This is a genomic window from Streptomyces coeruleorubidus (genome assembly GCF_028885415.1).
In the GTDB taxonomy this organism is placed as follows: Bacteria; Actinomycetota; Actinomycetes; order Streptomycetales; family Streptomycetaceae; genus Streptomyces; species Streptomyces coeruleorubidus_A.
Genome location: NZ_CP118527.1, coordinates 3,461,188 through 3,488,176, shown reverse-complemented (window position 1 = coordinate 3,488,176; position 26,989 = coordinate 3,461,188). Strand labels below are relative to the sequence as shown.

General features: G+C 71.6%; 18 protein-coding genes. 17 read left to right on the top strand and 1 reads right to left on the bottom strand.

What is annotated here, in order from left to right; all coding sequences use genetic code 11:
* Positions 1–330: 330 nt before the first annotated feature.
* The 12 genes from PV963_RS16155 to PV963_RS16100 all read left to right on the top strand — a co-directional run bounded on the left by PV963_RS16155 (position 331) and on the right by PV963_RS16100 (position 18,025).
* A complete protein-coding gene (locus PV963_RS16155) occupies positions 331–1,713 on the top strand; it encodes a nitrate/nitrite transporter (RefSeq protein ID WP_274816430.1) in 1,383 nt (460 codons plus the stop codon).
* On the top strand, positions 1,703–3,808 hold the full coding sequence (locus tag PV963_RS16150) for a molybdopterin oxidoreductase family protein (RefSeq protein WP_274816429.1): 2,106 nt from the start codon (positions 1,703–1,705) through the stop codon (positions 3,806–3,808). The genes PV963_RS16155 and PV963_RS16150 overlap by 11 nt, the downstream gene beginning before the upstream one ends.
* The gene (locus PV963_RS16145) at positions 3,805–5,169 is read left to right on the top strand and encodes an FAD-dependent oxidoreductase (RefSeq protein WP_274816428.1); all 1,365 of its coding nucleotides are present in this window, start codon (positions 3,805–3,807) and stop codon (positions 5,167–5,169) included. Before PV963_RS16150 ends, PV963_RS16145 begins: the two co-directional genes overlap by 4 nt.
* A 15-nt stretch (positions 5,170–5,184) precedes the next feature.
* Positions 5,185–6,402, top strand: coding sequence for an NAD(P)/FAD-dependent oxidoreductase (locus PV963_RS16140; protein ID WP_274816427.1), 1,218 nt, complete (start codon positions 5,185–5,187; stop codon positions 6,400–6,402).
* Positions 6,403–6,862: 460 nt separating this feature from the next.
* Positions 6,863–8,080 carry an IS701 family transposase gene (locus PV963_RS16135; RefSeq protein WP_274816426.1) on the top strand — a complete coding sequence of 406 codons (1,218 nt, stop codon included), beginning with the start codon at positions 6,863–6,865 and terminating at the stop codon, positions 8,078–8,080.
* 1,188 nt (positions 8,081–9,268) lie between these two features.
* Positions 9,269–9,898, top strand: coding sequence for an NAD(P)H-dependent oxidoreductase (locus PV963_RS16130; RefSeq protein WP_274816425.1), 630 nt, complete (start codon positions 9,269–9,271; stop codon positions 9,896–9,898).
* A gap of 211 nt (positions 9,899–10,109) precedes the next feature.
* Complete coding sequence (locus tag PV963_RS16125; protein WP_274816424.1) at positions 10,110–11,285, top strand: 3-deoxy-7-phosphoheptulonate synthase; 1,176 nt, start codon at positions 10,110–10,112, stop codon at positions 11,283–11,285.
* 84 nt (positions 11,286–11,369) lie between these two features.
* A complete protein-coding gene (locus tag PV963_RS16120) occupies positions 11,370–12,140 on the top strand; it encodes a 2,3-dihydro-2,3-dihydroxybenzoate dehydrogenase (protein WP_274816423.1) in 771 nt (256 codons plus the stop codon).
* 43 nt (positions 12,141–12,183) lie between these two features.
* Entirely contained in the window at positions 12,184–12,807 is a 624-nt protein-coding gene (locus tag PV963_RS16115; protein WP_274816422.1) for an isochorismatase family protein, read from the top strand.
* A complete protein-coding gene (locus PV963_RS16110; protein ID WP_274816421.1) occupies positions 12,804–14,744 on the top strand; it encodes an anthranilate synthase family protein in 1,941 nt (646 codons plus the stop codon). The genes PV963_RS16115 and PV963_RS16110 overlap by 4 nt, the downstream gene beginning before the upstream one ends.
* A 102-nt stretch (positions 14,745–14,846) precedes the next feature.
* Positions 14,847–16,424 carry a class I adenylate-forming enzyme family protein gene (locus PV963_RS16105; protein WP_274816420.1) on the top strand — a complete coding sequence of 526 codons (1,578 nt, stop codon included), beginning with the start codon at positions 14,847–14,849 and terminating at the stop codon, positions 16,422–16,424.
* Between the two features lie 35 nt (positions 16,425–16,459).
* Positions 16,460–18,025: an FAD-dependent monooxygenase gene (locus tag PV963_RS16100; RefSeq protein WP_274816419.1), complete on the top strand. Its 1,566-nt coding sequence runs from the start codon at positions 16,460–16,462 to the stop codon at positions 18,023–18,025.
* Positions 18,026–18,189: 164 nt separating this feature from the next.
* Here the strand turns inward: PV963_RS16100 and PV963_RS16095 are convergent, their stop codons facing one another.
* Positions 18,190–19,644, bottom strand: a complete 1,455-nt coding sequence (locus PV963_RS16095; RefSeq protein WP_342456382.1) for a PLP-dependent aminotransferase family protein — start codon at positions 19,642–19,644, stop codon at positions 18,190–18,192.
* A 46-nt stretch (positions 19,645–19,690) separates the two neighbouring features.
* Here PV963_RS16095 and PV963_RS16090 point away from each other — a divergent pair, with 46 nt between their 5' ends.
* From PV963_RS16090 to aroC, 5 genes are all read left to right on the top strand, one after another.
* Positions 19,691–20,143, top strand: coding sequence for a carboxymuconolactone decarboxylase family protein (locus PV963_RS16090; protein ID WP_274816418.1), 453 nt, complete (start codon positions 19,691–19,693; stop codon positions 20,141–20,143).
* A 94-nt stretch (positions 20,144–20,237) separates the two neighbouring features.
* The gene (locus tag PV963_RS16085) at positions 20,238–21,440 is read left to right on the top strand and encodes an MFS transporter (RefSeq protein WP_274816417.1); all 1,203 of its coding nucleotides are present in this window, start codon (positions 20,238–20,240) and stop codon (positions 21,438–21,440) included.
* Between the two features lie 118 nt (positions 21,441–21,558).
* Positions 21,559–23,088 (top strand): FAD-binding oxidoreductase, encoded by a 1,530-nt coding sequence (locus PV963_RS16080; RefSeq protein WP_274816416.1) that lies wholly within the window; start codon positions 21,559–21,561, stop codon positions 23,086–23,088.
* 777 nt (positions 23,089–23,865) lie between these two features.
* Positions 23,866–25,779: a BTAD domain-containing putative transcriptional regulator gene (locus PV963_RS16075; RefSeq protein ID WP_425540907.1), complete on the top strand. Its 1,914-nt coding sequence runs from the start codon at positions 23,866–23,868 to the stop codon at positions 25,777–25,779.
* Complete coding sequence (aroC, locus tag PV963_RS16070; RefSeq protein ID WP_274816415.1) at positions 25,776–26,960, top strand: chorismate synthase; 1,185 nt, start codon at positions 25,776–25,778, stop codon at positions 26,958–26,960. Before PV963_RS16075 ends, aroC begins: the two co-directional genes overlap by 4 nt.
* Positions 26,961–26,989: the final 29 nt, after the last annotated feature.

Genomic DNA, 26,989 nt, shown 5'->3' with positions numbered 1-26,989 from the left:
ACCTCGGCCTCACCGGCAGCCTCGTCGTCTTCCGAGCGGATCACGGCCGTACCGGCCCCCCCGGATCGGCCGGGCGGCCGCCGAGCAGCCGCTCGACGAGGCCGCCACTGCCGCCTCACGCACCGGACAGGGACCGGCCGAGGTCCCCGCGGTCTCGGCCGAGCTGTCAGGGCGCCTGAGCGCGGCGGAACCGGCCGACCTGTGCGACCCGGCCCGCCGCACCGGACCTCGTGGAGGCGGGCACCGCGCCGCTGACCCCTACGGGGCGTGCCGGGCGGATCAGCGCCGCTCCGCCCGGCACGCCGCGCAGACACAGGAGACCGATCAGACATGACGACCCGACAGCCTGCCTCCGGGCGGTGGATCCAGGGCTGGGACCCGGAGAACGAGGAGTTCTGGGAACGCTCAGGCAAGAAGATCGCCCGCCGCAACCTGCTGATGTCCGTCCTCTCCGAGCACGTCGGCTTCTCCGTGTGGAGCCTGTGGTCGGTACTCGTCCTGTTCATGTCGCCGGAGATCGGCCTGGGCTTCGCCCCCGACGAGAAGTTCCTGCTGGTGGTGACCCCCACGCTGGTCGGCGCGGTGCTGCGGCTGCCGTACAGCCACGCCGTGACCCGCTTCGGCGGCCGCAACTGGACGGTGTTCTCCTCCGCCGTGCTGCTCGTGCCGGCGCTTCTCGCGTTCGTCTTCGTCCAGCGCCCCGGAACACCTCTGTGGGTGTTCCTGCTGATCGGCGCCACGGCCGGACTGGGAGGCGCCAACTTCGCCTCCTCCATGACCAACATCACCATCTTCTACCCCCAGCGGCACCAGGGCTGGGCCCTCGGCCTGAACGCCGGCGGCGGCAATCTCGGCGTCGCGGTCATCCAGCTGCTGGGCCTGCTGGTCATCGCCACGGCCGGTGACACCCACCCCTCGTACGTGGCCGGTGTCTACCTGCCGCTCATCGTGATCGTGTCCCTGCTGGCGGCGCTGAAGATGGACAACGTCGACGCCGTACGCGCCGAACCGGGCGCCCTGCGCGAGGCCGCCGCGAGCCCCCACACCTGGTGGATATCCGCCCTGTACATCGGCACCTTCGGCTCGTTCATCGGCTACGGCTTCGCCTTCGGCCTCGTCCTGCAGAACCAGTTCGGGTCCACCCCGCTCGAGGCCACCTCCGTCACCTTCCTCGGCCCGTTGCTCGGTTCCCTCAGCCGGCCCGTCGGAGGCAGGATGGCCGACCGGTGGGGCGGGGCCCGCGTGACCCTGTGGAACTTCCTCGGCCTCGCCGCGGGGACCGTCGTCCTGCTCATCGCGTCGCACGCCGGCTCCTTCGGCCTGTTCGTCGCCGGCTTCACCGCACTGTTCGTCCTCAGCGGCATCGGCAACGGCTCGACGTACAAGATGATCCCCGCCGTGTTCGCCCGGGAAGCGGAGGACGCCATCACCTCCGGCGCCGACGCACCGCCGGCCTTCGCCCGCGCACGGCGTGTCTCCGGCGCGGTCATCGGCATCGCGGGTGCGGTCGGCGCGCTCGGTGGCGTCGCCATCAACCTCGCCTTCCGCGCCTCGTACCAGTCAGCGGGCGGCAGCGCCGAGACCGCCTTCCTCTGCTTCCTCACCTTCTACGCCCTGTGCGCGCTGGTTCTCGTCAAGGTCTACCTGCGCCGGGACCGCACCCGGCGCACCGCTCCCGGTCCGTCCCGACCCCGTACCTCCCATGTCCGGTGACCGCGCGCAGGGCCTCACGGTCACCGTCGGCACGCACTGCGCCTACTGCGCCCTGCAGTGCGGCACCCGGCTGCACCGCAGCGGCCAGGCGGTCGAGGTCGAGCCGTCGCCCGACTTCCCGGTGAACCAGGGCGGACTGTGCCAGAAGGGCTGGACGGCCCCCGTCCTGATCACCGCTCCCGACCGGCTGCGCACCCCCCTGGTGCGCGGAGCCGGTGGCGAACTCGCCCCGGCCGGCTGGGACGAGGCCCTGGACCTGATCGCCCGGCGCCTGCAGCGGCTGCGTGCGGAGCACGGCCCCGACGCCGTCGCGGTGTTCGGCGGCGGCGGACTGACCAACGAGAAGGCGTACGCCCTGGGGAAGTTCGCCCGGGTCGCGCTCGGCACCAGCCGGATCGACTACAACGGCCGCTTCTGCATGTCGTCGGCCGCGGCAGCCGGCAACGCGGCGTTCGGCATCGACCGCGGACTGCCGTTCCCCGTCACCGACCTCTCCGGCGCCGATGTCGTCATGCTGGCCGGGGCCAACCCGGCGGAGACCATGCCCCCGTTGATGCGCCATCTGACCCGTCCCCGGCTCGTCGTCATCGACCCGCGCCGCACCCGCACCGCCGAACAGGCGGCGCTGCACCTCCAGCCCGCCCCCGGCACGGACCTCGCGCTCGCCCTGGGCCTGCTGCACCTCGCCGTGACCGACGGCCATCTGGACAAGGAGTACCTCGACACCCGCACCACGGGATTCGAGGCCGCCTGGGAGTACGCCGTCGCCTGGTGGCCCGAGCGCGTCGAGCAGGTCACCGGCGTTCCCGTCGACGACCAGCGCGCAGCCGTACGCATGCTCGCCGAGGCCGATCGGCGTTACCTCCTCACCGGCCGCGGCGTGGAGCAGCACAGCAAGGGCACCGACACCGCGGCCGCGTTCATCAACCTGGCACTGGCCCTGGGCCTGCCCGGCAGGGCGGGCAGCGGGTACGGCTGCCTCACCGGCCAGGGCAACGGCCAGGGCGGCCGCGAACACGGCCAGAAAGCCGACCAACTGCCCGGCTACCGCATGATCACCGACCCTGAGGCGCGCGCTCACGTCGCCGGCGTGTGGGGCGTCGACCCGGCGTCCCTGCCCGGCCCCGGCCCCGCCGCGTACCAGCTCCTGGATGCCCTCGGCACCCCCGGCGGGCCACGGGCGATGCTGGTCTTCGGCTCCAACCCGGTCGTGTCCGCACCCCACGCCGCCCACGTGGCACGCCGTCTGGCCGCACTCGACCTGCTCGTGGTGGCCGACCTGGTGCCGTCCGAGACCACCGAACTCGCCGACGTCGTCCTGCCGGTGGCCCAGTGGGCCGAGGAAGAGGGCACGACGACCAGCCTCGAAGGACGCGTCCTGCGCCGTCGGCCCGTGCTCGCCCCGCCCGACGGTGTCCGCACCGACCTCGAGGTGCTGCACGGCCTCGCGGTCCGGCTGGGCCAGCCGGACCACCGCTTCCCCGTCTCGCCGCGCGCCGTCTTCGACGAGCTGCGCCGTGCCTCCGGCGGCGGCCGTGCCGACTACGCCGGCATCACCTACGAACGGCTCGACGCGGGCGAGGCACTGTACTGGCCCTGTCCCGACGTGCCCGGCGGCGACCACCCGGGAACGCCCCGGCTGTTCCTCGACCGGTTCGCGCACCCCGACGGCCGGGCGCGTTTCGCTCCCGTGGAACACCGCGACCCCGCCGAGACACCCGGCACCGACTACCCCCTCTTCGCCACGACGGGCCGCGTGCTGGCCCAGTACCAGTCCGGAGCGCAGACCCGCCGCGTACCCGAACTCGTGGCCGCGGCGCCCGAGGCGCACGTCGAGGTCCACCCCGACACCGCCGCCCGGTACGGCCTCGGCGAGGGCGGCCTGGCCCGGGTCACCTCGGCCCGCGGCAGCACGATCGCCCGGGTGCGCCTGGTGCGGACCCTGCGCACCGACACCGTCTTCCTGCCGTTCCACTTCCCGGGCGCCGGCCGGGCCAACCTGCTGACCGGCCCGGCCCTCGACCCGGTCAGCGGCATGCCCGAGTTCAAGGTGAGCGCCGTGCGCATCGAGCCCTGGCGGGAGCCGACGACATGACCGCGGTCACCGTCATCGGCCACGGCCCCGCCGCCCACCGTCTGATCCAGCGCCTGCGCCACCACGGGCACCGCGGCCCCGTCACGGTGATCGGCGCCGAACCACAGCCCGCCTACAACCGGGCCCTGCTCGTCTCCGTCCTCGACGGCACCCTGCCCGCCGCGGGTCTGGCGCTCGCGCCGCTCCCGCCGGACGTACGGGTCCACACCGGCCTCCGGGCCACCGAGGCGGACCTGCGACGCCGCCTGGTGCGGACCGACGACGGGGCGGAGCACCCCTACGACGTCCTGGTGCTCGCCACCGGTTCCCGGGCCACCGTGCCCGAACTGCCCGGTGCCGACGGCACGTCCGCCCCCGAGATCCGCGCGCCGTACACCCTTGCCGACGCCCGCCCGGTGGACAAGGGGCCCGTCGTCGTGGCCGGCGGCGGGCTGCGCGGCGTCGAGGCCGCGTACGCGCTCGGCCGCGCCGGACACGACGTCACGCTCGTCCACCCCGGCGCCCACCCGATGCACCGCCTCCTCGACGAACGCGCCGGAGCCCTGCTGACGGCCGCGCTCCGGGATTCAGGCGTGGTGCCGGAGACCGGGCGCCGCGTCGTCGGCGTGGAACCCGGCAAGGTGGCCCTCGACGACGGCCGGCTGCTGGCCGCCGGGACCCTGCTGATGTGCACCGGCGGCAGACCCGACACCGCGCTCGCCCGCCACGCCGGACTGGCCGTGCGGCACGGCGTGGTCGTGGACGACCGGATGCGCACCTGCGATCCGCACGTGTACGCCCTGGGCGACTGCGCCGAGCAGCCTGGCTGCCACGGCACACTGGCGTCCGCCTGGGACCAGGCGGACGCCCTGGCCCGGACCCTCACCGGCGGCGACGGCCGTCGGCGACCCTCGCGGCACGTCGTCCGGCCCCGGTTGCCCGGACTCGCCGTCGCCGTCGCCGGCCTGCCGGGCCCGCCGAGCGCCCGGGGCGGCGACGAGCAGATCGTCTTGTCCGACCCGGCCCGTGGTCGCTACGGGCGGCTGGTGCTGCGCGACGGCCGCGTGCACGGCGCCGTCCTGGTGGGCCTGCCCCGGGCCGTCGCCGACGTCGGCCAGCTGTACGCGGCGGACCGCCCGGTGCCCGCCGACCGGCTCGCCCTGCTGCTGGGCACGGGCGGCGAGTACGCGAGCTCGGCGGAACTGCCGGACACCGCGGTGGTGTGCCAGTGCAACAACGTCACCAAGAAGACCCTCGAACAGGCATGGCGGCGAGGTGCGCACGACCTTCCCGCGATCGCTGCCGCGACCCGCGCCACCACCGGCTGCGGCAGCTGCACAGCCCTCGTCCGCCAGGTCTGTGAAAGGGCCGCACAGCCGTGAAGGGAAACCCGCCGCATGACACGCGTCCTGGTGGTCGTCGGGCACGGAATGGCCGGGAACCGGCTCGTCGAGGAGGTCCGGTCCGGTGACCGGTCGGGCCGGTGGCGGATCGTGGTCGTGGCGGAGGAGCCACGCCCCGCCTACGATCGCGTCTCCCTGTCCTCGTACCTCGACGGCAGAACCGCCGCCGACCTCACCCTCGCCACTCCCGGCCTGCTCACCGACCCGCTGGTCGACCTGCGGCTGAGCACGAGGGTGACCTCCGTCGACCGCGCCGCCCGCACCGTGACGTGCGCCGACGGCACGGTCCTCGGCTACGACGCGCTCGTCCTGGCCACCGGATCGCGTCCGTTCGTTCCCCCCGTCCCCGGCCGGGACCTTCCCGGCTGCTTCACCTACCGCACGATCGAGGACCTCGACGCGCTCCGGGCCGCCGCGGCGCCGGGCGAACCCGGTGTCGTCATCGGCGGCGGCCTGCTGGGCCTGGAGGCCGCACAGGCCCTTCGACTGCTCGGGATGCGGCCCCACGTCGTCGAGATGGCACCGCACCTGATGCCGCTTCAGGTCGACGAGGGAGGCGGTCGGGTCCTCGCCCGGCTCGTGGGCGAGCTCGGGGTGAGCGTGCACTGCGGCCGCGGTGTCGCCTCGCTCGACGAGGGCCCCGACGGCCGGGTGCGCGGGGTGACGCTGTCGGACGGCACCGCCCTGCCCGCCCGGGCCGTGGTGTTCGCCGCCGGTGTGCGTCCCCGTGACGAACTGGCCGAGTCCGCCCGGCTCGAACGCGCCGAACGCGGCGGCATCCTCGTGGACCAGCACTGCCGTACGGCCGACGAACGGATCTGGGCCGTGGGGGAGTGCGCCGCGGTGCTGGGCCGCTGTCACGGCCTCGCCGCACCCGGATACCGGATGGCGGAGGCGGTCGCACGTCAGCTGCTGGGTTCCCCCTCCGCCGCTTTCCCCGGGGCGGACATGTCGGCCAAACTCAAGCTCCTCGGCGTGGACGTGGCCGGCTTCGGCGACATCCACGCCAGGACCGAGGGCGCCGTGGAGTTCGTCCGCGAGGACCGCGCCGCCGGCACGTACGGCAAGCTGGTCCTCGCCTCGGACTGCCGCACCCTGCTCGGCGGGGTCCTCGCCGGCGACACCAGCGGCTACGCGGTGCTCCGCACCCTTCTCGGCCGCGAACTCACCGCCCCTGCGGACCTCCTGTTGGCCGGGACCCAGTCCATGTGAACGGCGCGCCACGCCCCGCCCGGGCGTGGCGCTGTCCGCACGCGGGGCGTCGGCGGTGCCGACGCCGGCCGCCTTCCCTTTCGTGACCGCACGTCACCGCGCCTGCCCTGGTGAGAGCGGTGGGTCCGCAGCGTGACGCGATCCCCTGCGCCGGTTCGCCCCGCCCCCTGGGAGCCCCCGGCCGACAGCCGTGTGACGGGCAGGGCTGTTCCGGGCCATCCGGCTCGCCGAAACAGCGCGGCGTTACTGGCGGATACCCTTCACCACCGCATCGTGAACTTGAATCTTGGATTAGGTGGATCGTGCCGCCTGCCTAGGCATTTGCCGTTCTTTGGTTCCCTCTTGGCCGTCGCGTGTGAGGCTCCGGTGACGCGGGAGGCGGCCGGATCCTTGCCCCGGCCCCTCCTGCGGAGCGCACCGCCAGGCCTGAAAGGGCCGCAATCGGCCGAGGGGGAACCGCATGTCACGCACGATCCTGCAGCTCGATCACGGCGACCGCACCATCCTCGAAGAATCGGGACAGGCCACGACGGGAAACCCATCGCACATCAGAACTCACGACGCACTGCTGTCGGAACTGGGGCCGGTGCTGTTCTCCTCGATGCCACGCCGCGATCAGCGCACCAAGGGCATGACCTATCTGCGGGGTCTGCTCGAGGCCAACGGGCGTAAGTCCATCCGCAACATCGCAGCACTCTTCGGCGGCGACGCCACCGAGCAGAGCCTCCACCACTTCATCGTCAGCTCCACCTGGGACTGGACACCGGTGCGCCGGGCCCTGGCACAGCACGTGGAGCGCGTCGCGCAGCCTCAGGCGTACGTCGTCCATCCCTTGATCATTCCCAAGGCCGGGGAGACGTCCGTGGGCGTGGAACGGCGCTTCGTGCCGGCGCTCGGGCAGGTGGTCAACGCACAGCAGGCGGTGGGTGTGTGGGGCGCCGCGCCGGACTGGAGCAGCCCGCTGAACTGGCGGCTTCAGCTGACCCACAGATGGCTGGCGGACCGGCGTCAGCGCCGTCAGGCATCCATACCCGAGAACGAGATTCCCGAGAGCCTGGGCCAGTGCTCGGTCAAGGCGTACCAGGAACTGATCAAGAACTCCCGCTTGCCGCTCAGGCCGGTGGTGATGGACGCGCAGGAGACGGACGTGGCCGCGGTCGTCGGGCGCTTGCGTGCCGCGCACACCCCGATGATGCTGCGGGTCGGCGGCACCCTGCGGCTGACGGTGGAGGAGCCCGCGTTCCCGCGGCGGGGCGTCAGCATGACGGCGGAGCAGATCATGTCGATGGTCTGGCACATGCGGCGGCCGGGCGAGGAGCTCTTGTCGCCCAGAACGGTGGTCACCATTCGGGTCGCCCTGTCCTCCACCGCACGCCGGGCGGGGCGGTCCGACGACACGCTGCTGCTGATGGGGGTGGCGCAACGCGGTCACTGGCCCGCGGAGCTGTGGCTGACCGACCTGACGTCGCTGAGCGTCGGTGAACTGCTCCGGCTGGCCGCTCTCGCCCGCCGGGTGGAGCGGGACCTCACCGAGGTCGCCGACCGGGTCGGCATCCGGGACTTCTCGGGACGGTCGTTCACCGGATGGCACCGCCATGCCACGCTCGCCTCCGTAGCCCATGCCATCGCCATGCTCAGCGACAGGGCGCAACCGCCGTTGCTGAGCGGCGTCGGCTGACCGGAAGGCCGCCGGCACCTCCGGCCTCCGGCCTCCGCGCTCACCCCGGACCGGCGCATCCGGCCTGCCCCGCGAGGACGATGTGCGAGGCGTCGGGGAAAGGTTTCGTCAGGTCACGGCCCCGCCCTGGGGCGGACCTGGCGGATCCGTGCCCTGGTGCTTCCGGTTGGTCTCGCGGGGGTGGTGGCGAGGGGTTGGGGAGGGGTTTCGTCAGGTTGGGGCGCCGCCTTGGGGTGGACCTGGCGGATCCGTGCCCTGGTGCTTCCGGTTGGTCTCGCGGGGGTGGTGGCGAGGGGTTGGGGAGGGGTTTCGTCAGGTTGGGGCGCCGCCTTGGGGTGGACCTGGCGGATCCGTGCCCTGGTGCTTCCGGTTGGCTTCGCGGGGTGGTGGCGAGGGGTTGGGGAGGGGTTTCGTCAGGTTGGGGCGCCGCCTTGGGGTGGACCTGGCGGATCCGTGCCCTGGTGCTTCCGGTTGGTCTCGCGGGGTGGTGGCGAGGGGTTGGGGAGGGGTTTCGTCAGGTTGGGGCGCCGCCTTGGGGTGGACCTGGCGGATCCGTGCCCTGGTGCTTCCGGTTGGCTTCGCGGGGGTGGTGGCGAGGGGTTGGGGAGGGGTTTCGTCAGGTTGGGGCGCCGCCTTGGGGTGGACCTGGCGGATCCGTGCCCTGGTGCTTCCGGTTGGTCTCGCGGGGGTGGTGGCGAGGGGTTGGGGAGGGGTTTCGTCAGGTTGGGGCGCCGCCTTGGGGTGGACCTGGCGGATCCGTGCCCTGGTGCTTCCGGTTGGCTTCGCGGGGGTGGTGGCGAGGGGTTGGGGAGGGGTTTCGTCAGGTTGGGGCGCCGCCTTGGGGTGGACCTGGCGGATCCGTGCCCTGGTGCTTCCGGTTGGTCTCGCGGGGGTGGTGGCGAGGGGTTGTGGAAGGGTTTCGTCAGGTCGCGGCCCCGCCCTGGGGTGGACCTGGCGGACTCGTGCCCCGGCGCATCCGGCCGCCCCGCGACGGCGGTGGCGAGGCGTCAGGGAAAGGTTCCGTCAGGTCGCGGCCTCGCACCGGGGCGGACCTGACGGACCCGGGAGGCGGACCTGACGGACTGGTCCGGCCAGTTGACGGATGGTCCCGGCGGACGTTGGCCGCGGGGTGCGCTCCCGCACAGGATCGGGGCCATCCGAGCCGATCGCCGAGAGGGATCCCTGAACATGACCAACGTCGCCGTCATCTACTACTCCTCTCAGGGAAACGTGCACAAGCTCGCCGTCGCGGCCGCCGCGGCGGCCGAGAAGGCGGGCGCTGAAGTACGGCTGCGCAGGACTGCCGAACTGACGTCCGAGACCATCGTCCCGGGCAACGACAGCTGGAACAGGGTGTGGGCCGAGCACCTGGAGTCCGTCCAGGACATCCCCGAGGCCGCCCTGGAGGATCTGGAGTGGGCCGACGCGGTGCTCTGGGGTACGCCCGGGCGTTACGGACTGCCCGCCGCCTCGCTCAAGCAGTTCATCGACCTGACCCTGCCGCTGCATTCACGGCGTGGACTGGTCAACAAGGTGATGTCCTCCTTCACGTCCACCGCGACGCTGCACGGTGGCCAGGAGAGCACGATCCTGGCCCTCAACAACGCCTTCTACCACTGGGGCGCGATCATCGTCCCGCCCGGCGTGGCCGACCCGATCCAGCTGGCCCCCACCAACGGCAACCCGTACGGCGTGAGCAGCGTCTCGCGCAACGCTGCCGCCAACGTCGACGAGGACAATCTGGCGGCCATCGAGTACCAGGCCCGCCGCACCGTGGAGATCACCGCGGCGCTCCGCCGGGGACTGCAGACCGCCTGACCCGACGCGTGCGGGAGGGGTTCGGCGGGGGCACTGCCCGCTCTCGCCCGGGACTGTGCGCAGCCGGGCGGCCGCGTTCGTCGCCGCCCGGCCACACCCGGCCCGCGCCCGGTCCGTTTCTCCCCCACGAGTCGGTGGGCCGCCGCAGGCCCACCCCCCATCGCACGGCGCGCCCCGCACGGCCGGCCGTGCCCGTCTTCTCGGAGGCACCGTGGAGAACACCCTGCTCGACATCCGGCTGAAAGCCGCGCTGCATCAGCCGGACTGGGAGGACCCCTCGCAAGTCGAGCGGGTCAGGAAGGAGCTGGCCGCCCGCAGTCCGCTGGTGGCCGGCGACGACATACGCCGGTTCAAGTCGCTGCTCGCCCAGGTCGCCGCGGGCCAGGCCCATGTGATCCAGGCCGGCGACTGCGCGGAGGACCCGGCCGAGTGCACCGCCGAGCACGTGGCCCGCAAGGCCGCCGTCCTTGATCTGCTGGCCGGGGCCATGCGGCTGATCACCCGCAAGCCCGTGCTGCGGGTGGGCCGGATCGCCGGCCAGTACGCCAAGCCGCGCTCGCAGCCGACCGAGATGGTCGACGGCGTCGAACTGCCCGTCTACCGCGGTCACATGGTCAACAGCCCCGAACCGGACCCGGACAGCAGGCGCCCGGACCCGCTGCGGCTGCTCACCGGGTACATGTCCGCCCGCGATGTGATGGGACACCTGGGCTGGCAGCCCGGCGGATCCGCCCGCTTCGGCATCGACCCGCCGGTGTGGACGAGCCATGAGGCGCTGCTCCTCGACTACGAGGTGCCCATGCTGCGCCGCGACGAGGGCGGCCGGTTGCTGCTGACGTCCACGCACTGGCCGTGGGTCGGCGAACGCACCCGGGAGGTGGACGGCGCGCACGTCGCGCTGCTCGCCGAGGTGGACAACCCGGTCGCCAGCAAGGTGGGGCCGCGGATGGCCGTCGACGAACTGCTCGCCCTGTGCGAACGGCTCGACCCGAACCGCGAACCGGGCCGGCTCACCCTGATCGCCCGCATGGGCGCCGACGCCGTCGCCGACGCCCTGCCGCCCCTGGTGACGGCGGTCCGGGAGGCGGGGCATCCCGTGATCTGGCTGACCGACCCCATGCACGGCAACACCGTCAAGACCCGTGACGGCGTCAAGACCCGATTCGTGGAGACCGTCGAGCGCGAGGTCGTGGCGTTCCACCGTGCCGTGACGTCCGCGGGCGGCATCGCCGGGGGCCTCCACCTGGAGACCACCCCCCACGCCGTCACCGAGTGCGTCGCGGACGAGTCCGCCACCGACTGCGCCGGATCGCACTACACCACCTTCTGCGACCCGCGGCTCAATCCGGGCCAGGCCGTCTCCGTGGTCTCGGCCTGGAGCCTGTGACCTAGCCCCAAGCCCCGGTGACCGCACGGGCGGGACCGGTCGCACAGCACTGTCCGCACTGCATGGATGGAGGCTCGGGAAGACATGGACAACACCATCGCCCTCGTTACCGGCGCGGCCGGAGGCATCGGCAGCGCCGTGGTCAGCGCGCTGGCGGAGCGCGGGGCCGTCGTGGCCGCCGTCGACCGGGACGCGGAACTGCTCGACCAGGTGGTCGGCAAGCTCACCGCGGAAGGGCTGGAGATCACCGCCTACCCCGCGGACGTCACGCGCAGCGACGACGTGGAGCGCACGGTCGCGGCGGTCGAACGGGACCTCGGCCCCGTGGAGCACCTCGTCAACGCCGCCGGCGTGCTGCGCCTCGGTGAGGCCGTCGGCCTCAGCGACGAAGACTGGAACGCCACGTTCGCGGTGAACGCGACCGGCGTCTTCCACTTCTCGCGTGCCGTCGTGCGACGCATGAAGCAGCGCAGACGCGGCAGCGTGGTCACCGTCGCGTCCAACGCGGCCGGAACACCACGGACGGAGATGGCCGCCTACGCCGCGTCCAAGGCCGCGGCGACGATGTTCACCAAGAGCCTCGGCCTGGAGGTCGCCCGGTACGGCATCCGCTGCAACGTCGTGGCGCCGGGGTCCACCGACACGCCGATGCTGAGCTCCATGTGGGACGACGAGTCGGGCCCGCGCAACACGATCGAGGGCCGGCCGGAGGCGTTCAAAGTCGGCATTCCCCTGGCGAAGATCGCATCGCCGGCCGACATCGCCGATGCCGTCGCCTTCCTGCTCTCCGGCCAGGCGTCGCACATCACGCTGCACAGCCTCACCGTCGACGGCGGCGCCTCTCTGGGCAGCTGACCACGACACCACCAGATCACCACCGGATCACCGAGAGGACGCCATGGCCGGTATCCCGACCATCGAGCCCTATCCGATGCCGACAGCCGGGGAACTGCCCGCCAACACCGCCCAGTGGGCCGTAGACCCGGCGCGCGCGGTGCTGCTCGTCCACGACATGCAGCGCTACTTCCTGGCCCCCCTGCCCGCCCCGCTGCGCACCCAACTGGTGGACAACGCCACGATGCTGCGGGAGCGGTGCGCCGAACTGGACGTGCCGGTGGCCTACACGGCCCAGCCCGGCGGCATGACGCAGGCGCAGCGGGGCCTGCTGAAGGACTTCTGGGGGCCGGGCATGCGGGCAGCCCCCGCCGACCGGGAGGTCGTCGAACCGATCGCCCCGCGGCCGGGCGACTGGATCCTCACCAAGTGGCGTTACAGCGCCTTCTTCAACACCGACCTGCTCGCCCGCATGCGCGCCCAGGGGCGGGACCAGCTCGTCGTCTGCGGCGTGTACGCGCACATCGGCGTACTGGCCACGACCGTCGAGTCGTTCAGCCACGACATCGAGACCTTCCTGGTCGCCGACGCCGTCGCCGACTTCTCCCACGACGACCACCGGATGGCTCTGGAGTACGCCGCCCGGCGTTGCGCCGTGCTCACCACCGCCAAGGAGACATTCGTATGACCGGCTCCAGCAGGGCACCACAGGCTCCCGATCTGCTCTCCGAGATCCTCGGGCCGCAGCCGCGGCCGTTCGCCGTGCTGTACCGTCCCGAGGCGGCCGGGCCCGGTGTGGTGGACGTCCTGGTCGGTGAGGTGTCCACGCCGACCGCACTCGCCGATGTGCCGCTGCCCGAGGCGGCCGACGCCCCGGCCGGGCCTTCGGGCCGGCACGACACCCTGGTCGTCATGCCCTACCGGCAGATCGCCGAGCGAGGCTTCGCCGCCCCCGACGACGGATCCCCGCTGATCGCGCTCAGGGTCGCCGAGCAGGAGAAGGTGTCGCTCACCGAGGCGGTGAGCCGGATCGGCGACCGGCCGATCCGGCTGAACGGCGGCCGGTTCGACGTGGACGACGAGGCGTACGCCGACGTGGTGCGCCGCGTCATCACCGACGAGATCGGCCAGGGGGTGGGCGCCAACTTCGTCATCAAGCGGTCGTTCATCACCCAGATCACCGACTACGGCCCCCGCAGCGCCCTCACCCTCTTCCGGCGGCTGCTGGAACAGGAGTCGGGCGGGTACTGGACCTTCGTCATCCACACCGGCGACCGCACGTTCGTCGGCGCCACCCCGGAGCGGCACATCAGTGTCCGTGGGGGAACGGCCGTGATGAACCCCATCAGCGGTACGTACCGCTACCCCGCCTCGGGCCCGACCCTGCCGGAGGTGATGGCCTTCCTCGCGGACCGCAAGGAGGCCGACGAGCTCTACATGGTCGTCGACGAAGAACTCAAGATGATGGCGCGGATCTGCGAGGGCGGCGGACGGGTCACCGGCCCGTACCTGAAGGAGATGGCACGACTCGCGCACACCGAGTACTTCATCGAGGGCCGCACCGCGCGCGACCCCCGGGAGATCCTGCGCGAGACCATGTTCGCCCCGACCGTGACCGGCAGTCCGCTCGAGAGCGCGGCCCGGGTCATCAGCCGCTACGAGCCCGAGGGGCGCGGCTACTACAGCGGCGCGGTCGCACTCATCGGCCGGGACGAGCACGGCGCCCGGGAGCTGGACTCGGCCATTCTCATCCGCACCGCCGACATCGACGCCGACGGCCGGGTGCGGATCGGGGTCGGCGCCACGCTGGTGCGTCACTCCGACCCGGCGTCGGAGGTCGCCGAGACCCGCGCGAAGGCCTCGGGACTGATCGACGCCCTGCGCACGGACGGGGCCACCCGCTTCGCGGACCATCCCGACGTACGGTCGGCGCTGGCCCGCCGCAACGACAAGATCGCCGAGTTCTGGCTGGCCGACGAGGCGGCGCGGTCCCGGCCCGAGCCCGCGCTGTCCGGGTGCCGGGTGCTGGTCGTGGACGCCGAGGACACCTTCACCTCGATGATCGGTCATCAGCTGCGGGCGATGGGCCTTTCCGTGACGGTCCGCCGCTTCGACGATCCCTACTCCTTCGACGGGTACGACCTGGTCGTCATGGGGCCCGGCCCCGGCGACCCGCGCGACACCTCGCACCCCAAGATCGCACACCTGCGCGATGCGGTCCGTCGGCTGCTCGACGAGCGGCGGCCGTTCCTCGCGGTCTGCCTCAGCCATCAGGTGCTGTCGTGCGAGCTGGGCTTCCCGCTCGTCCGCCGGCCGGTTCCCAACCAGGGCACGCAGCGGGAGATCGATCTGTTCGGCGCCCGGGAACGCGTCGGCTTCTACAACACCTTCGCCGCCCGCAGCGCCGAGGACAAGCGGGAGTGCGCCGGGGTCGGCGTGGTCGAGGTGAGCCGCGATGTGGAGACCGGTGAGGTGCACGCCCTGCGCGGTCCGCACTTCGCGTCCGTGCAGTTCCACGCGGAATCGGTCCTCACCCAGGAGGGGGTCCGTATCGCCGGCTCGCTGCTGGCCGGTTTCCTGGGCGCCGGCGACCTGACGGAAAAGGAATCTTCGGCGGCGATGTGACGGATAAGGAGAAGCGGTCTTCTTTTCCCGTCCGCAATTCCTGAAAATGTCTTTCCAGTACCTCGACTGCTGCTTCGGAAAACGACCTGAGGGGCTACACCTATGCTTCCTGTCCAGGCCAGCGACAAGGGTCTCTACATGGGCCTCGTGGCCGAGCGGGCCGCAGCCGAACACGGCGACCAGCTCATCATCCTCGACCATGACCTGGAGCTGCTCCCGGAATCCGGGCGGCAGATGACCTTCGCCCAACTGGCCGAGCACATCGACGACATGGCGGCCCGGCTGTACGCGGCGGGCATACGCCGCAGCGAACACGTCGCCATCCACAAATCCAACGGATTCGACATCAACATCCTTTCCTGCGCCGTTTCCCGAATCGGCGCGGTTCCGGTGCAGCTCTCGCCCGCACTGGATGCGGAAAGCGTCGTCGCGCTGCTCAGGCGGCTGGGCGGCCCGTACCTCATCACCGACACGGCGAAGTGGGACGGCCCCTTCGCCGACGCCCCGCTGGACGAGATCACCAGCAAGGTGATCATCGTCGCCGGGTCGCGTCCCGGCGCCGTGTCGCTGGCGGACCTCGCCGGTGCGCCCCGGCAGGAGCCCGTCGTGGCGCACCCGGACCTGCCGGCGCTCATGACGCACACGTCCGGCACGACGGGTCTGCCCAAGCTGGTGGTCCACTCGGCCCGTACCCTGCACGGCCGTTACCGTCCGCAGGCCAAGCTCTTCGACATGATCCGCGAGCGGGAGACCGTGGCGATGCACGTGTCCTACGTGCACTCGCGGATGCCGCTGGCGCTGGCCGTGCTGCTCCCCAGGGGCAACCGGATGGTCATCATGAACGACGCGGACCCGCAGAAGGCGGCCGAGTTGTGGGCCGAGACCCGGCCGGGCTTCATCGAGTCCCACCCCAACTCCTTCATGGAGTGGGAGGTACTGGCCGACCACCCGCTCAAGCCGCTGGCCAACGTGAAGTACTTCAGCACCACGTTCGACGCCATCCACCCGAGCACCATGCACAAACTGCTGCACGCCACCGAGCGCAGCTCGCCGCTCTTCTACCAGATCTACGGGCAGAGCGAGACCGGTCCGCTGGTCGGCCGCGGCTTCACCCGCAGGACGGCACTGGGCGCCGACGGCCGTTGCCAGGGCTACGCCTTCCCGGGCGACACCAAGTTCAAGCTGGTGAGCCGCAACGGCAAGGAGGTGACCCGGGAGAACCCCGGCTACATCGACGTGCAGGCCGCCGGCCGGGCGCTGGGGTACTTCGGTGAGCGCGAGCGCTACGACGCCCAGGTGCACGGCGGCTGGTGGCGCGGTATGGACCTCGGGTACCGCACCGAGGAGGGCTGCCTGCACCTGCTGGACCGCGAGGTGGACTCCATCCCGGGCATCGCCTCCACCCTGGAGATCGAGGACACGGTGCTGAGCCGACTGGACGAGCTGACCGAGCTGGTGGTCGTCCCCGGGCCGGACCAGGAGGCCGTACCGGTGCTGTGCACCCGTGACGACCTGCCGCTGGACCGGGCGCGCTGGGACAAGGCGACCGTGGAGTGGCCGCAGTTGGCGGACCCCGTGCAGATGAAGCTCTCGGAGCTGCCGCGCACCGCCACGATGAAGGTGCAGCGGATCGAGCTCGCGGCCCGGCTGCGCCGCCGCGCCGCCGAACAGTCGGCCTGAGCACGTACGGCCGGCGGCAGGGAGGAGGAACACAGGTGACTGCCGGCGACGCCGACGTTCTGATCGTCGGAGGCGGCCCCACCGGACTGCTCGCCGCGTGCGAGCTGCTGCGCCGCGGCGTCCGCGTCAGGATCGTCGACCGCGCAATGGAGCCCACCAACGTGCCCAAGGCCCTGTCGCTGTGGCCGCGGGTGCGGGACATTCTCACGGACCTGGGCGTGGGTGAGGAGGTGCGGCGCTTGTCCGTCCCCGTCCACGCGTTCCGTTACTTCTCGGACCGCAGACCGGTCGCGTCCCTGACGTTCACCGAGGATCTGGCGGCCCGGCAGCTCCCGCAGTACGAGACGGAGCGGATCCTGACCGAGCGCCTGCACGCGTTGGGCGGGAAGGTCGAACGCGGGGTACGGCTGTTGTGCCTGGACGGCGTGGACTTCTCCGGGAGGATCGAGCCCGGTGGCACGGTCACCGCCGTCCTGGAGCACGGCGACGGGGCGGTGGAACGGTTCCGCGTGCCGTTCGTCATCGGCGCCGACGGCGCCGGCAGCGCGGTGCGGGGCCAGCTGGGCATCGGCTTCGAGGGCACCACGTACGAGATGGCGTTCGCGCTGATCGACACACACATCGACGGCCATCTCCCACCGGACGAGATCGCCTACTACCAGACCCTCAGCGGAACCCTGGTGGTCGTGCCCCAGCCCGACGGAGTGTTCCGCTTCCTGTCCCTCATGCCCGGCGGCGGCACCCTGTCCCGCGAGGGCATGCAGGAGATCATCGACACGTACGGCCCCCGAGGGGTGCGGATCACGCAGCCGGTCTGGGAGACCGTCTTCCGGGTGCACGCGCGCCGGGCCGGCGAATTCCGGCGCGGCAGGGTCTTCCTGGCCGGGGACGCCGCGCACATTCACAGCCCGGCGGGCGGGCAGGGCATGAACAACGGTCTGCAGGACGCCCAGAACATCGCCTGGAAGCTGGCCGCCGTGCTCCAGGGCCGCTCTCCGGTCTCCTTGCTGGACACCTACGGCACGGAGCGTACCGAGGTCACCCGTCGAATCGTCCGGGACACCGATCTGCACACCCGTGCCCTGACCGCGCGCACACCACGGCGCGCGGCCGTGCGCGACACGGCGTTCACGCTGCTGGATCGCTCCAGTGCCGCGGCCCGGCTGTACGCGCCGGTCATGGCCGGACGGCGGCTCGCCTACGCCCCCGAGCGGGACACCCAGCATCCGTCCAGCCGGCGCTGCCGGATGCGTGGCCGGCTTCCGGGGGCGCCGGGGCCGGGCGCAGTGTTCCCGCGCGAAGCGGCCCTGGCGCTCGGCACAGCTGGCCCGGACGCGGACCCGACGGCGTGGACGCTGCTGCTGCGGCCACCCGCCGAGGATGCCCGATGGGTCACCGAGACGGGGCACATCGCGGCCCGGTGGCCGCAACTGCGGGTCCTGTGGCGGGGATCCGGGGCGGCCGAGCGGCAGGGGATCTGCCGTCGCCCCGGCTACTACCTGATCCGCCCGGACGGCCACATCGCTGCCCATGGTCACGCCGGAGACCTGGACCGGCTGGAGGCCGAACTCGGCTTCCAGCTCATCCCGGGCGCCCGCTGAGGCGAGCGCGTCCACGACGTCCCGGCGAGCCGACGAGCAGGCGGCGCCTGACGACGGCCCCGTCGCCCCGGGTCCGCAACGGCGCTGCCCGTTCGGACCCGGGGCGCCGTCACGCCCGGGTCCCCGGACCAGGCTCCCTTCCGTACCGGCCCGTCATGTGTCTGTCACCGGTCGCCCTGCGGCTGATCGGGCAGTGCCAGGCACAACGCGTCCAGGGCCGCCGCGAAGGCATGGTCCGGGGGTGTGCCGTAGCCGATGACCAGGCCGTCGCGCGGTGGCATCGTGCTGTCGGGGTGGCGGTAGGGGCGCAGCCCGTCCAGGGCCAGCCCCTGCCGCCGCGCCGCGCGCAGCGCTGCCTCCTCGGTGTTCCCGGGCAGTTCCAGTACGGCGTGGAGTCCGGCCGCGATGCCGCTGACCCTGATGTGCGGGGCGCGTTCGGCGAGCGTGCTCGCCAGCAGGTCGCGGCGGCGCCGGTAGTGCTGCCGCATGCGGCGCAGGTGCCGGTCGTAGGCGCCGCAGGCGATGAAGTCGGCCAGCGTGAGCTGGTCGACGACGCCCGACCACATCTCCCGGGGCCCCTTGGCGGCGAGGATGTCGTCGACGAGCCATCCCGGCAGCACCATCCAGCCGAGCCGCAGCGCCGGTGACAGGCTCTTGCTGATCGAGCCGATGTAGACGACCCGGTCGGGGTCGAGGCCCTGTACCGCGCCGACCGGCTGCCGGTCGTAGCGGAACTCGCCGTCGTAGTCGTCCTCCACGACAAGCCCGCCGAAGGAGCGGGCCCAGTCGATGACCGCCGCCCGGCGTTCGGGATGCAGCGGGCCGCCGGTGGGGAACTGGTGCGCGGGCGTGAGCAGGACGGCCTTGGCGCCGGTGTCCGGCAGTTCGTCGATCCGGGCCCCGTGCGAGTCGACCGTCAGCGGGACGGTGCGCATCCCCTCGCTTTCGAGCAGGCTTCGGTGGAAGTCCAATCCGTAGGACTCCACCGCGACGGCGCCTTTCAGCACGCTGCCCAGCAGCCGCAGCGCGTGGGCGAAGCCGGAGCAGAGCACGATCCGGTCCGGATCGGCGCGCACACCCCTGGCGCGCGCCAGATACTCCGTGAGCGTCTCGCGAAGCTCCGCCCTGCCGCGCGGATCGCCCACGCCGAAGGCGTCGTTGGGGGCCGCGGCGATGGCCCGGCGCGCGGAGGTCAGCCATGCGGCACGCGGGAAGGCGGCCGCGTCGGGCGAGCTGGGCATCAGGTCGTGCAGGATGCGGCGGTGGGTCCGGCGCTGCGGGCGCCGCGCCTGGTGCGGATGGAACGGTGTGGCGCGCTGGGCGACCTGGGTGCCGGAGCCCTGACGGGCGGAGAGCCAGCCCTCCTCGACGAGTTCGGCGTAGGCGTCGGCGACGGTGTTGCGGGCGATGCCCAGATCGTGGGCGAGGCTGCGGTAGGGGGGCAGCCGGGTACCGGGGGTGAGCCGGCCGGAGCGGATGGCCTCCCGCAGGGCGTGCATGAGCTGGCTGCGCAGGCTTCCCTCCCCGGAGAGTTCCAGGTGGAGGTCGGTTCCCGCGGCCGGGCCCGGGTCGGCTTCGGCGGTCTGGGGCTCCGGAACATTGACCCATGTTTCTGCCATGGAAATGCACCATACCTTGGGCCGCTTCCCCTCTTAACTTTGAGGCATGACAACCTTTCAGGTACCTCAGCGCATGAACTTCTCCACCGTCGCCCCCAAGGTCTTCAAGGCCGTCCTGGCGCTCGACACCGCCGCCCGCGAGGGGCTCGACCCGGTCCTTCTGGAGCTGGTGCAGATCCGCGCCTCCCAGATCAACCACTGTGCGTACTGCATCGACTACCACACCTCCGACGCCCGCAAGGCCGGCGAGACGGAAGAGCGGATCTACCAGCTCTCCGCCTGGGAGGAGTCGAGCCTCTACACCGAAAAGGAGCGGGCCGCCCTGGCGCTGACCGAGGCCGTCACCCTCCTGCCCCAGGGCGTGTCGGACGAGGTCTACAACGAGGCCGCGAAGCACTTCGAGGACAAGGAGCTCGCCCAGCTCATCGCGCTCATCTTCACCGTCAACGCGTGGAACCGGATGAACGTCACCACGCGCAAGACCCCCGGCACCGAGTAACCGACAGTTCCACGCCACGGGCGGTGGCACACCCACCGGGGCCACCGCCCGTGGCATGCCATGGACCCATTCCTGACGAAGGGCTGATGAAGCCGTGACCACCGTCGACACACCGGTGTCAGCCACCACCGGCCGTTCGCCCGTCAAGGGCTGGCTCGCCGTCCTGGCGGTGACCCTGGGCATCTTCTCCCTGATGACCTCCGAACTGCTGCCCGTGGGTCTGCTCACCCCGGTCGGCTCCGCCCTGGACGTCTCCGAGGGCACCGCGGGACTGATGGTGACCGTGCCCGGTCTGGTCGCCGCCGTCTCGGCGCCCGTGGTCACCGTGGCCACCGGGCGCATCGACCGCCGTATCGTGCTGGCGGTCCTGATCGGCCTGGTGGGCGCGGCCAACCTGGCCTCCGCCTTCGCGACCAGCTTCGCGGTCGTCCTGGCCGCCCGTTTCCTGATCGGCATCAGCGTCGGCGGCTTCTGGTCCATCGCCGGCGGCATAGCGCTGCGACTGGTGCCGGAGAAGCACGTCCCGCGGGCCACCGCCGTCATCTTCGGCGGCGTGGAGACCGCGTCCGTCCTGGGCGTCCCCACGGGGACGATCATCGGTGACCTCAGCAACTGGCGTACCGCGTTCGCCGCCGTGGGCATCCTCGGACTGATCTCCCTGGCCTGCATGGTCTTCCTGATGCCTAAGGTGCCGGCCGAGCAGACCATCACGTTCAAGGACCTGCCGAAGGTCTTCAAGGGCAACGCGGGTGTACGAGTCGGTATCGCCATCACGTTCCTCGTGATCACCGGCCACTTCCTGGCCTACACGTTCGTCCGGCCCATCCTCCAGGACGACGGGATCGACGACAGCATGATCGGCGCGCTGCTGCTCACCTTCGGCGTCGCCGGCATCTGCGGCAACTTCATCGCCGGAGCGCTCATCGCCAAGCGGCTGCGGCAGACCGTCGTGGCCCTCTCCCTGGTCCTCACCCTCGCCATGGTGCTTCTCGCGCTCGTCGACACGGGCACCGTCACCGCGGGCGCCCTCCTGATCCTGTGGGGCCTGGGCTACGGCGCGGTGCCCGTCACCTTCCAGACCTGGATCCTCGACGCCGCACCGGACGCGACCGAGGCCGCTTCCTCGCTGTACGTCTCCACGTTCAACCTGTCCATCGCACTCGGAGCGCTCTTCGGCGGCTTCGCCGTCGACGGCATCGCCACCACGAGCGTGCTGTGGATCGGCGCCGTCCTCGCCATCCTGACGGTGCTTGTGGTGGGCGGGGCCCGCCGCACCGCGGCCGTCTCCGCCGAGTAAGGCGACGGGCTCGCCCGCCGTCCGTCGAACGGCCCGTCCCCCGTGATGAATCCCCCGCGCGCGGGGGGCGGGCTCCCCTCTTTCGATCCTCCTTGTCAACCACGACGTAAGGAACGGCATGACCGAGAACACCGCCCTCCCCGTAGGCGTGACCCGCCCCGGCGACGAGGCTTTCCAGGACCTGTCCGTACGCGGTATCAACAAGCGCTTCAGGGCCAGGCCGGAGGAGTTCCACGTCGTCACCACCACCGAGCAGGTCGTGAGCCTGGTGCGCGACGCGGTCCGGGACGGGAAGCGGATCGCCGTGCGCAGCGGCGGTCACGGCTACGAGAACGTGGTCGGTGACCCGGCCGTGCAGGTGGTCATCGACCTGGGCGAGATGCGCGAGGTGTCCTTCGACCCCGAGCGGGGGGCGTTCGCCGTCGAACCCGGTGTCCGGATGGCGGACCTGTACCGGACCCTGTACGAAGGCTGGGGCGTGGCCCTCCCCGCGGGCGACAGCGCGACCGTCGGACTCGGCGGTCACGTGGTCGGCGGCGGCTTCGGCTCCCTGAGTCGCAGCGAGGGCCTCGCGGCCGACCATCTGCTGGCCGTGGAGGTCGTCGTGGTCGACGCCGCCGGCGACGTCCGCGCGGTCGTGGCCACCCGCGACCCCGAGGACCCGCACCACGACCTGTGGTGGGCCCACACCGGTGGTGGCGGTGGCAACTTCGGCGTCATCACCCGCTACTGGTTCCGTTCCCCGGGCGCCACGGGGGACGATCCCCGCGAGGCCCTGCCCCAGCCCCCGGCCTCCGTGCTGACGGGCACCGTCCTGTTCAACCGGGAGTCGCTGGACCGGGCGGCCCTGCGCACCCTGGTCGGCAACTTCGGCCGCTGGCACGAGAACAACAGCTCGCCGGACTCCCCGTACACCTCCCTCTTCTCCGGCCTCGTCCTGCTCGGCAGGCCGCGCGAGGGCGACCCCGGCATGGGGGCCGTGGTCTTCGCCCATGTGGATGCCACCCGCCCGGATGCCGAGAAGCTGTTGAGCGACTACGTCACGGAACTCACCGCCGGCCTCGGCGACTTCCCGGTCGTTCTGCCCACCGAGGTCCTGCCCTGGCTCGAGGCCAAGAAGGCCCTCGCCCAGTCCCAGGACGCGGAGGTCGGCCGGCAGAAGGTCAAGTCGGCGTTCCTGCGCCGCGGTTACGCCGACGAGCAGATCGACACGCTCTACGACTACCTCGACAGCGCCGACCACAGCAACGACAGCAGCCTGGTGGCACTGCAGTCCTACGGAGGCCGGATCAACTCGGTGGCCGGCGACGCCACCGCCTCCGCCCAGCGCGGCTCCGTCATCCAGGCGTTCTTCATGAACACCTGGCAGGACGCGGAGCTCGACGGGACCAACGTGGACTGGATGCGTCGCCTCTTCCGCGATCTGTACGCCAAGAGCGGCGGCGTTCCGGTACCGGGAGACGAACACGACGGCTGCTACATCAACTTCCCGGACACCGACATGGCAGACCCCGAGTGGAACACCTCGGGCGTCTCCTGGGAGAGCCTGTACTACAAGGACAACGCCCCACGCCTGCGCGCGATCAAGGCCGAGTGGGATCCGCGCGGCGTCTTCCGGCACGTCTTGTCGCTCGGTAGCGGGAACTGATCCGACAGGACGGATACCGCAGGCTCGCCCACGAGCCGTGGGCGAGCCTGCGGGCCGAAGCCGATGTCGACGGGGGAAGGAAACCGGTCATGGGCTCGATCTGTTCACAGGTGGCCGCCCGGCCACATCACGCGCCTTTCCGGACACTCGGCGTGTCCGTGATCACGAGATGGGGCGCCGTACGTGAACATGCTGCTTGTTCGACGTTGGGTGGAGCCAAGTGTGGCCGCGCAGGTCGGGGGAGACGTCAAGTGCTTCGTGTATCCACGGGTGATACGCCCGTGTACGCCGTCGCGGGGGACCACCGCACTCGGTGTCGCAACGCTCCACCGCAGGGCGGGCCCGCCACTCCTCGACCCGCTTCCACCACGACCTGCGCCGACGAGCGCGGGGGGATTCCCGTGCCAGGGTGAGAGGCCGTCACCACGTGGGCACCAGGCGGCACAGAACCACAGAAGTCGCGCCCCGAGTCCTTGGTGAGCCTCTTGGGCGCCGCCACCTGCGAGCACCTTCGTGAGCCGGCGTGTCGATCACGATCTGATCATGTTGACGTAGCGGGTCCGTCGTCGACGGCCTGGCTCGCCGCGGGCACCAGCCCGCCGTCCGCCACCGTCGTGCAAACCGAAGTCAATGACCGGTAAGGACGTTGTGATGCTGCATTTTTCCCTGCTGGGACCGATGGAGATACGCGTGAACGGGGAGTTGCGGACGCCCAGTGCGCCCATGGCTCGCCGGGTTCTCGCAGTGCTGCTCACTCATGCGGACCGTGTCGTCCCCATGGACCTGCTGATCGACGAGCTGTGGGGCGAACGGCCGCCCAAAAGGGCACGCAAGACCGTCCAGACGTACATCTATCAGTTACGCAAGGCCCTGAGCGGCGAAGGCAGTGCTCGCCTGAACGGGGATCTGGTGGAGACCCATTCGCACGGATACCGACTCCGGCTGGAGGGCGGCCAGTTGGACCTGCGGGACTTCCAGGAGCGGTTGTGTGAGGGGCGGGAGGCGCTCGCGCGCGGCCAGGCGAACGAGGGAGCCATGGCGTTGCGCCGCGGCCTGGAGCTGTGGCGCGGAGCGGCACTGGAGGACGTGGAGACTGGTCCGGTCCTGGCCGCCGAGGCCACGAGGCTGGAGGACCTCAGGATAAGAGCACTCGAACAGCGCATCGCGGCGGACCTCGCCCAGGGCAGGCACCAGTCGCTCCTGGAAGAGGTCAGGGAGCTGACCTATCGCCACCCTGTGCACGAGGAGTTCTGTGCCCAGCTGATGACGGCGGCGAAGCGCTGCGGACAGCGCGACGAAGCTCTGTCCGCCTACGCCCGGCTGCGCAGGGCCATGACCGAGCAGTTGGGGCTGGAACCCTCCGAGCGCTTGCAGGAACTCCAGCGCGTGGTACTGGCCGGACGCGACGAACGGATACCCGCGCAGCCACAGGACAGGGCTGCGGAGCCGGCTGTCGGCTCAAGCCCTCCGTTCCAGTTGCCCGCGGCCATCGGTGTCTTCGTCGGGCGTCGGAACGAACTGGAGCGGGTCGAACGTGCCGTGCGGGGCACCGGAGCCGACTCGCACGTGCGAATCGTGACGGTGACCGGCGGCCCGGGCGTGGGGAAGACCGAAGTGGCACTGCAGGTGGCGCATCGGCTGCGTGCGCACTTCCCCGACGGGCAGTTGAAAGCTCGCTTGCACACGGAGGACGGAACGGCACAGCACCCCGCCGATGCGCTCAACGGACTACTCGTCGCCGCCGGGTACGACAAGCGTTCGTTGCCGGAGCGCACTGACGACCTCGCGCGTATGTTCCGGGGCTGGGCGGCCGGGCGGCGCTTCCTCCTGCTGCTGGATGACGCGGCCGACGAGGACCAGATCCAGCCCTTGCTGCCGGCCGGTTCGGGAAACGCGGTGATCGTCACCTCGCGCTGCCGGATGGCCGGCCTGCCCGGCTCGGTGACGTCCGTCGAGCTGGGGCCGATGCCCGAAGCCGAGGGGAGGCGGCTGCTGGCACAAGTGGTCGGCGAGGAAAGGACGGCGCGAGAGCCGGCAGCGGCGGCTGCCATCGTGTCCAGATGCGAGGGCCTGCCCACGGCCATCCACGCCGTGGGAAGCCGGATCGCCGTCTGGCCCGACCGCAGCCTCGCGGACTTCGCCGCCCGGCTGGAAGACGGTCACCAGCGGTTGGAGGAGCTGAGCAGCCCGCATCTCGACGTGCGCCAGTACCTCGCCGAGTCCGTCGAACGGCTGCCGACCAGTGCCCGGGAAGTGGTGAACGAGATGGGCAGGGCGGAACAAGCCGACGTCACCGTTGAGTACCTTGCCCGCCGACTGCACCGATCGGTGCCGTCCATCGAGCGGTCGGTGGAGTTGCTGGCGGCATTCCACCTGGTCAAGCCCGTGGTACACAACGGCGGTCACGTGTTGCGCCTCGCGCCGCTGTTCCGCCTCGCCTTCGCCGGGCGCCACACCCGTGCGCCCGAACCCGCGATGCGGGACGTGGAGGCGCCGCAGTTCACGTGCCCGATCGACGGGCAGGCCTCGCAGTTGCCGAACTCGTTACGCCTGGGAGCACTTCCCACTCGGAGGTTGGGGACGGTGAGGATCGGTTCGGCCGCCGGCGGACGGATCCAGGATCGCTGCCCCTCCTATCTGTCGCCCAAATGCCCCATTCCAGCAGGCGAGTTGATCGAGGAGCACCGTTGAGCAGGTTGCGCTGGCTGACCGCGGGGGAGTCCCACGGTCCCGCACTCGTGGGGACGCTGGAGGGCCTCCCGGCCGGTGTGCCGGTCACCACGGAGATGGTGGCGGACCACCTGGCGAGGCGGCGGTTGGGTTACGGCCGCGGTGCGCGGATGAAGTTCGAGCGCGACGAGGTCACCTTCCTCGGCGGCGTCCGGCACGGCCGCACCCTCGGCTCCCCGGTCGCGATCATGGTGGGCAACACCGAGTGGCCCAAGTGGGAACAGGTGATGGCGGCCGACCCGGTGGATGCGGAGGTGCTGGCGGGTCTGGCCCGCAATGCGCCGCTGACCCGCCCGCGGCCTGGTCATGCGGATCTGGCGGGCATGCAGAAGTACGGCTTCGGGGAGGCCCGTCCGATCCTGGAGCGGGCGTCCGCGCGGGAGACGGCGGCCCGGGTGGCGCTGGGCGCGGTGGCGCGGTCGTACCTGAAGGAGACGGCGGGCATCGAGGTCGTCTCGCATGTGGTGGAGCTGGCGGCAGCGAAGGCGCCGTACGGCGTGTACCCGACGCCCGCGGACGTGGAGAAGCTGGACGCGGACCCGGTGCGCTGCCTGGACGCGGACGCGTCGAAGGCGATGGTCGCGGAGATCGACCAGGCGCACAAGGACGGCGACACGCTCGGCGGCGTGGTCGAGGTGCTGGCGTACGGGGTGCCGGTCGGCCTCGGTGCGCACGTGCACTGGGACCGCCGCCTGGACGCCCGCCTGGCCGCCGCGCTGATGGGCATCCAGGCGATCAAGGGAGTCGAGGTCGGCGACGGCTTCGAGCTGGCGCGGGTGCCGGGCTCCGAGGCGCACGACGAGATCGTGGGCACGCCGGAGGGCATCCGGCGCGTCTCCGGCCGTTCCGGCGGCACCGAGGGCGGGCTGTCCACGGGTGAGCTGCTGCGGGTGCGGGCGGCGATGAAGCCGATCGCGACGGTGCCGCGGGCGCTGAAGACGGTGGATGTCACCACGGGTGAGCCGGAGGCCGCCCACCACCAGCGCTCGGATGTGTGCGCGGTCCCGGCGGCGGGGATCGTCGCGGAGGCGATGGTGGCGCTGGTGCTGGCGGACGCGGTGGGGGAGAAGTTCGGCGGTGACAGTGTGGCCGAGACCGCCCGCAACGTGCGGTCGTACCTCGACACTCTGACGATCCGGTGAGTGCCGTGCCGGCCGTTCGTTCGGACTAC